Annotated in this window: 5 protein-coding genes and 1 pseudogene; 3 read left to right on the top strand and 3 right to left on the bottom strand. The window is 72.5% G+C overall.

The window, feature by feature from the left end; genetic code table 11:
* Both G3I42_RS14560 and G3I42_RS14555 read left to right on the top strand, forming a co-directional pair.
* Positions 1 to 537: pseudogene (locus G3I42_RS14560) on the top strand (glycosyltransferase family 4 protein); the annotation flags it as partial.
* 83 nt (positions 538 to 620) lie between these two features.
* The gene (locus G3I42_RS14555) at positions 621 to 1022 is read left to right on the top strand and encodes a VOC family protein (protein ID WP_164286056.1); all 402 of its coding nucleotides are present in this window, start codon (positions 621 to 623) and stop codon (positions 1020 to 1022) included.
* Positions 1023 to 1605: 583 nt separating this feature from the next.
* On the opposite strand, the gene G3I42_RS14545 is transcribed toward G3I42_RS14555, so the two are convergent.
* A complete protein-coding gene (locus G3I42_RS14545) occupies positions 1606 to 2754 on the bottom strand; it encodes an acyl-CoA dehydrogenase family protein (RefSeq protein WP_164286054.1) in 1149 nt (382 codons plus the stop codon).
* A 60-nt stretch (positions 2755 to 2814) separates the two neighbouring features.
* Positions 2815 to 3678 (bottom strand): fumarylacetoacetate hydrolase family protein, encoded by an 864-nt coding sequence (locus tag G3I42_RS14540; protein ID WP_164286052.1) that lies wholly within the window; start codon positions 3676 to 3678, stop codon positions 2815 to 2817.
* Positions 3679 to 3799: 121 nt separating this feature from the next.
* Between G3I42_RS14540 and G3I42_RS14535 the strand changes: the two genes are divergently transcribed.
* Entirely contained in the window at positions 3800 to 4486 is a 687-nt protein-coding gene (locus tag G3I42_RS14535) for a GntR family transcriptional regulator (protein WP_164286050.1), read from the top strand.
* Between the two features lie 100 nt (positions 4487 to 4586).
* Here G3I42_RS14535 and G3I42_RS14530 read toward each other — a convergent pair whose 3' ends face one another.
* Entirely contained in the window at positions 4587 to 4865 is a 279-nt protein-coding gene (locus tag G3I42_RS14530; RefSeq protein WP_343244542.1) for a flavin reductase family protein, read from the bottom strand.
* Positions 4866 to 5469 lie beyond the last annotated feature (604 nt).

Raw genomic sequence — 5469 nt, 5'->3', positions numbered from 1 at the left:
CGCAGGCGGCTCGTGTGCGAGGTCGCCGAGCGCGCCCGGCGCGTCGGGCGCCCGCCGCTCACGGCGGCGGACGGCGAGACGGTGAGCGCGCTGCCGTACGCGACGGTGGACGGCTTCCTCGCGGTACGGGCCTGGCGGCGCCCGGCGCACGCGGAGGTCACGCGGATCACGGTGGGCGCGGAGGGGACGACGGTACGGGCCGCGCTGCCCGTACCCGTGACGGACGCGGTCGTCGTGGCGGTCTCGCGCCAGGGCGAGTCCGGGGACTTCACCCTCCCCGCGAGCCCGGACGGCGCGGGCCTCGTCTTCACGCTCCCGCACGCGAGACCCGCCGCCGCCCCGCACACCCGCTGGGACCTCTGCCTCCGCGTCCCGTCGCACGACGTCCCCGTCTCCCTCGGCCGCATCGGCGGCGACGTCATCGACCGCAACAAGACGGACATCCTCCCGGCGAGCCACTGCGACGACGACACGGCGGAGGCACGGGTCTTCTTCACGGGCGCGCACAACCTGGCCTTCGAGGTGCGCACGCCGTAGCCGGGGAGGGGAGCGGGGTCGGGGTCCCGGCGCACCCCGTACAGTGCCGGTACTCCGTCCCCGAGCCGCCGCAGGAGCCCGCCGTGCCACCCACTCCCGGAACGCTGCACCACGTCGAGATCTGGGTCCCCGACCTGCCCCGCGCCGTCGCGGACTGGGCCTGGCTCCTCGAAGCGCTCGGCTACACGCTCCATCAGGAGTGGGAAGAGGGCCGGAGCTGGCGCCTCGACGCCACGTACCTGGTCTTCGAACAGTCCCCCGCGCTCTCGGGGCCGCGCCACGACCGCCTCGCCCCCGGCCTCAACCACCTCGCCTTCCACGCGGGCCCCCGCGCCGCCGTCGACGCCCTCACCGACAAGGCCCTCTCGCACGGCTGGACGCTTCTCTTCGCCGACCGCCACCCCCACGCGGGCGGCCCCGACCAGTACGCCGCCTACCTGGAGAACCGCGACGGCTTCGAGATCGAACTCGTCGCCACCGACTGAGGTCCCGGGACGGGGAATGGCGTGCGGGGGGCCGGTGTTCGGCCCACGTACCGGTGGTTCGCGAGGGAGCGCCGGGCGGACGAGGGGGCGGGTCTGGCGTCGGCAGTGGTGATCGGGGCGGAGCCGGGAATCGGGGATTCGGTGGCGGCGCGGCCGACCCGCGAGGGGCTGGCGGTCACGGTGGTCGCGCGGCGCCACGCAATCCTGCGCGGGGTCTCCGGGGGGACCGTACGGGCGCTGCTCCCCGACAGCACGGACGAGAAGGCCCTGCGCGCCGCCCTCGACACGGCGGCGAACGCGGACGGGCCGGTCGAACTCCGCCTCTATAACGCGGCGTTGATCCTCCCGGACGCCCCGGCGAGGTGGCACCCGGCGGCGAGAACGACCCGGACGCCATCACCGACCACTACTGGCGCCCGCACACGCAACCGCGCAAGTACTGGCAGCACGAACTCGTCCACACCGCCCCCCTGCCACCTGACGCCCACCGCCCCGGCCCCGCCCGCCACGAGCGGGAAAGGGCAGGGGTCGTGGGCCTCGCTCGGGCGGGGCCCACGGCCCGTGGTCCGTCGGGACCGGCGGGTTATGGGAGGTTGCGGGCCATGACGATGCGCTGGACCTGGTTGGTGCCCTCGTAGATCTGCGTGATCTTCGCGTCGCGCATCATGCGCTCGACCGGGTAGTCGCGCGTGTAGCCGTAGCCGCCCAGGAGCTGGACCGCGTCCGTCGTGACCTCCATCGCGACGTCCGAGGCGAAGCACTTCGCCGCCGCGCCCTGGTAGGTCAGGTCGGCGTCGCCGCGCTCGGAGGCGGCGGCGGCCTGGTACGTGAGGGCACGCGCGGCCGAGATCTTCATGGCCATGTCGGCGAGCATGAACTGGACGCCCTGGAAATCGGCGATGGCCTTGCCGAACTGCTTACGCTCCTTCACGTAGCCCTTGGCGTAGTCCAGGGCGCCCTGCGCGATGCCGAGGGCCTGCGCGGCGATGGTGATACGCGTGTGGTCGAGCGTCTTCATCGCCGTCGCGAACCCGGTGCCCTCGGCACCGATCATCCGGTCGGCCGGGATACGGACGTTGTCGAAGTAGACCTCGCGCGTCGGCGAGCCCTTGATGCCGAGCTTCTTCTCCGGCGCGCCGAACGAGACACCCTCGTCGCCCTTCTCGACGACGAACGCGGAGATGCCCTTGCTGCGCTTGGTCGGGTCGGTCACGGCCATGACCGTGTAGAACTCGGAGACACCCGCGTTGGTGATCCACCGCTTGACGCCGTTGAGGACCCAGAATTCACCGTCACGCACGGCCTTCGTCTTCATCCCGGCCGCGTCCGAACCCGCGTCGGGCTCGCTGAGCGCGTACGAGAACATCGCGTCGCCCTTGGCGAGCGGGCCCAGGTACTTCGCCTTCAGCTCCTCTGAGCCGGAGAGGATCACCGGCAGCGAGCCGAGCTTGTTCACCGCCGGGATGAGCGAGGAGGAGGCGCAGACGCGGGCCACCTCCTCGATGACGATCACCGTGGACAGCGCGTCCGCGCCCGCACCCCCGTACTCCTCGGGGACGTGCACCGCGTGCAGTTCGTTCGCGGTCAGGGCCTGGAGCGCCTCCCGCGGGAAGCGCGCCTCCTCGTCCACGGCGGCGGCGTACGGCGAGATCTTCGCCTCGGCCAGCGAACGGACGGCGTCCCTGAGCATGTCGTGCTCCTCGGACGGGCGGTACAGGTCGAAGTCAGGCATGGTTCCTCGGTCGTTCAGGGGTGGGCCCGCGCCCGCGCCGGGCGCGGCGGGCGCGGCGGGTCAGGAGGCGGTCATCGGGTTGCGCAGGGTGCCGATGCCCTCGATCCAGGTGACCAGGACGTCGCCGGGAGCGAGGAACTTCTGCGGGGTGCGGGCGCCGCCCACGCCGGCCGGGGTGCCGGTGAAGATGATGTCGCCGGGGAGCAGGGGGCAGACGGCGGAGAGACGGGCGATCAGCTCCGGGACGTCGAAGACCATGTGGCGGGTGCGGCTGTTCTGGAGGACCTCGCCGCCTTCGAGGCGGCAGCCGATCTCCAGGTCGTCGGGGTCTGCGAACTCGTCGGTGCTGACCAGTTCGGGGCCGAGGGGGGCGAAGCCCGGGTAGGACTTGCCGAGCGAGAACTGCGGGGCGGGGCCGGTGAGCTGGAGCTTGCGTTCGGAGAGGTCCTGGCCGACGGTGAGCCCCGCGACGTGGGACCAGGCGTTCTCGCGGGAGACGCGGTGGCACTCCGCGCCGATGACGACGACGAGTTCCGCCTCCCAGTCGACCAGGCCCTCGGGCAGCTCCACCGGGCGCTCGTGGCTGGTCAGGGAGGTGGCGAACTTGGTGAAGACGGCTGGCTCGGTCGGCACGTCGAGCTTGGACTCCGCGATGTGGTCGCGGTAGTTGAGGCCTACGGCGAAGATCTGGGCGGGCCGTCCGACGGGCGAGCCCCACACCGCGTCGGCGCCGGTGGCCACCGGGGTCGCGGTCCCGGCCCCGGGCGAGGCCAGGTATCCGCGTGCCCAGTCGGCGAAGGACTCCCAGTCGGCCAGGACGGCCTGCGGGTCGGGGCCGAAGCGGCCCTGGCTCTCCGCCGCGACGTCCAGGTACCCCTGGGGTGCCTTGATGACCAGTCGTCCGTCGATGTGTGCCAGGCGCATGGGGGCCTCCGTGCCGTGCGGGATGTCCGTGTCAGGGAGCAGTCTCGGCGCGAAATCTCGATTAAGCAATGCATTAACGTTATTTTTTTGGTTGTCGTTTTTCCTGCTACCGTGTGCTGCCATGGCTGCTAAGAAGGCGACTAGAGGCGCTGTCGTCTACGCGCGAATCCGCGAGGACATCTTTCAGGGCACGCTTCTCCCGGCTCAGCGGCTGCGCCTGGTGGAGCTGGCCGAGCGCTTCTCGGTCAGCCAGTCGGTGGTGCGCGAGGCCCTGACCCGCCTCTCGGAGCAGGGGCTCGTCGTCGCCACCCCCCAGCAGGGCTTCAGCGTGGTCACCGTCTCCCTCCAGGACGTCGACGAACTCACCGAGGCGCGCGTCGAGGTGGAGACGATGGTCCTGCGGCGCTCGCTGGAACGCGGCGACCTCAAGTGGGAGGCGGACGTCGTCGCCGCCCACCACCACCTGGCCGGGATGACGGCCGTACTGCCGGACGGCACGATGAACAGCGAGTGGTTCCCCGTCCACGAGCACTTCCACCAGACCCTCCTGCGGGCCTGCGGCAACGCCCGGCTGCTGGGCGTCGCCCTCTCCCTGCGGGACGCCTTCACGCTGTACCGCCGCTGGTCGCACCCGGTCGGGCACGACACCGGGCGCGACATCACCGGCGAGCACGCGGCCATCGCCGAGGCCGTACTGCGCCGCGACGCCGACCTCGCCGCCGACCTGCTCGCCCGCCACATCGAACGCACCTCGCAGGCCCTGCGCACGGTCTTCGCCGAGGACACCGGCGTGCCGACCACCGCCTGAGCCGGGGGCGGCCCGCACCGGACCCTCCAGCGCCCGAGCCGCGCGGGCGGCCCGTGCCCTCCACCGCCCGAGCGCGCGGGGCGCCAGCCGCCCCGCCCGCTCACACGCCGAGCCGGCTGAAGGCGCCCCGGTAGAACAGCAGCGGCTTGCCCGGCCGGGTGCCGATCTCCAGGACCCGGCCGATCACCAGCTCGTGGTCACCCGCGTCGTACGCGCCCGTCAGCTCGCACTCGATGGGGGCCGGCGCCGAGCACGTTGACGCGGAAGAACCCGGCCTCCCTGATGCGGGGCCAGCTCGTCGACGACTTGCCCGGCGCCAGGGCGACCAGGGGAGGGTCGAGCGCCTCCCCGCCTCGGCGCGCGGGCCAGGAAGAAGCACGGGACCCGCTCGTCCATGATCACAGCGACGAGGCTCACCGTCCGCGTGCATCACGCCCGAGCAGTAATCCCAGCGGCCGGTGACTCCGTGGCCGCCCTCGACCCGCACGGCCCGTTCCGGCGGGTTGGCGACCCCGGCCATCCGCGCCGGCTTGCCGTTCTCGATGCTGCCGCCGCGGGCGCCGGGCGGCCCGGGGTCTCCTCGGGGAACCGGCCCAGTTGCCCGAGGGAAGCGCAAGAGGTAGAACGCGCAACCGGTCACTCCGGCCAGCCGCTGGGGCAGGAACTCGCAGGCCACAGCCGGTAACGCGATCCGAGAAAATATCGCTAATGTCTTGCGCTCTCGACATTTGCGGGAAACACTCCTGTCACCTGGTCCCACGACGGGCGACCAGGTGACTGAGCACACCGCGGTGCACAGGAGGACCTGCATGCGCATGGGAAACTTCGGCGGCCGGCCTCCCACGGCCGCCGCCGGGACCGGCCGACACGGCGGGAGCGAGCGGGGAACGTCCCCGCCCCGGCAGCCGCACGCGTCCCGCACCGCCGGGGCCCGCGCGCCACGTACCTTCCGGGGAGCCGCGCTCCCCTCACGCCCCGGAGCC

This window comes from Streptomyces sp. SID11385, from assembly GCF_010548245.1.
In the GTDB taxonomy this organism is placed as follows: domain Bacteria; phylum Actinomycetota; class Actinomycetes; order Streptomycetales; family Streptomycetaceae; genus Streptomyces.
This window is presented reverse-complemented; position numbering and strand designations above follow the sequence as displayed.

Coding starts and splice junctions, on each gene's coding strand:
- G3I42_RS14545 (WP_164286054.1), bottom strand. CDS start 2,754: ATGCCTGACTTCGACCTGTACCGCCCGTCCGAGGAGCACGACATGCTC.
- G3I42_RS14540 (WP_164286052.1), bottom strand. CDS start 3,678: ATGCGCCTGGCACACATCGACGGACGACTGGTCATCAAGGCACCCCAG.
- G3I42_RS14535 (WP_164286050.1), top strand. CDS start 3,800: ATGGCTGCTAAGAAGGCGACTAGAGGCGCTGTCGTCTACGCGCGAATC.